The organism is Adlercreutzia rubneri (genome assembly GCF_009755265.1).
Taxonomy (GTDB): Bacteria; Actinomycetota; Coriobacteriia; order Coriobacteriales; family Eggerthellaceae; genus Adlercreutzia; species Adlercreutzia rubneri.
This window is the reverse complement of sequence record NZ_WPOO01000063.1, coordinates 1-543: the sequence shown is the minus strand read 5'-3', so window position 1 is coordinate 543 and position 543 is coordinate 1. Positions and strand designations below refer to the sequence as shown.

Sequence of the window (543 nt, the reverse complement as noted above, 5' to 3'; positions counted from 1 at the left end):
CGCCGAAGCCACCGTGGCGTCGATACCCGGCACGTTCGAGCGGAACTTGCACGTGGCGCACGTGCCGTCCACCAGCACGATATCCTCCACGCCGCGCGCCGCAAGACCCAGCAGCACGCTTTCCTCCATGCGCGCGAGACAGGGCACTTCGGCGTACTTCGCCGGGTCGGCCAGGCGCTTCGACGCTATGCGCGCGCATGCGAACACGGCCTTCCCGCCGGTCGCCGCCACGGCGGACGCCACGCTGGAGGCGAGGTCCTCGTCCAGCGGGCGCAACGGGATGAGCGCCTCCACCGGGCATACCGTGGTGCAGGCGCCGCACGCCACGCATCCCTCGCCGTCAAGCTCCAACACGTTGTTGGCCGCGAACACCGAGCCCGTCGGACAGGCGTCCGCGCATTTCGCGCACGACGCATGGCGGTTGCGCACCACCACGCAGCGATCGCTCGCCAGGTACACGGCCTTCGACTCCAGCGCCTCGGCCACTTCCACGATGTCTACCAGGTTCGGCATGCCAATTCCTCGTCTCGTCTTCCGCTACTT

At 68.7% G+C, this 543-nt stretch carries 1 protein-coding gene; it reads right to left on the bottom strand.

Annotation, left to right across the window (positions count from 1 at the left end; translation table 11 throughout):
• Positions 1-513, bottom strand: a 513-nt coding sequence (locus GO707_RS11895; protein ID WP_198161103.1) for a DUF362 domain-containing protein, incomplete at its 3' end; no start/stop codon positions are given.
• Between the last annotated feature and the right edge of the window lie 30 nt (positions 514-543).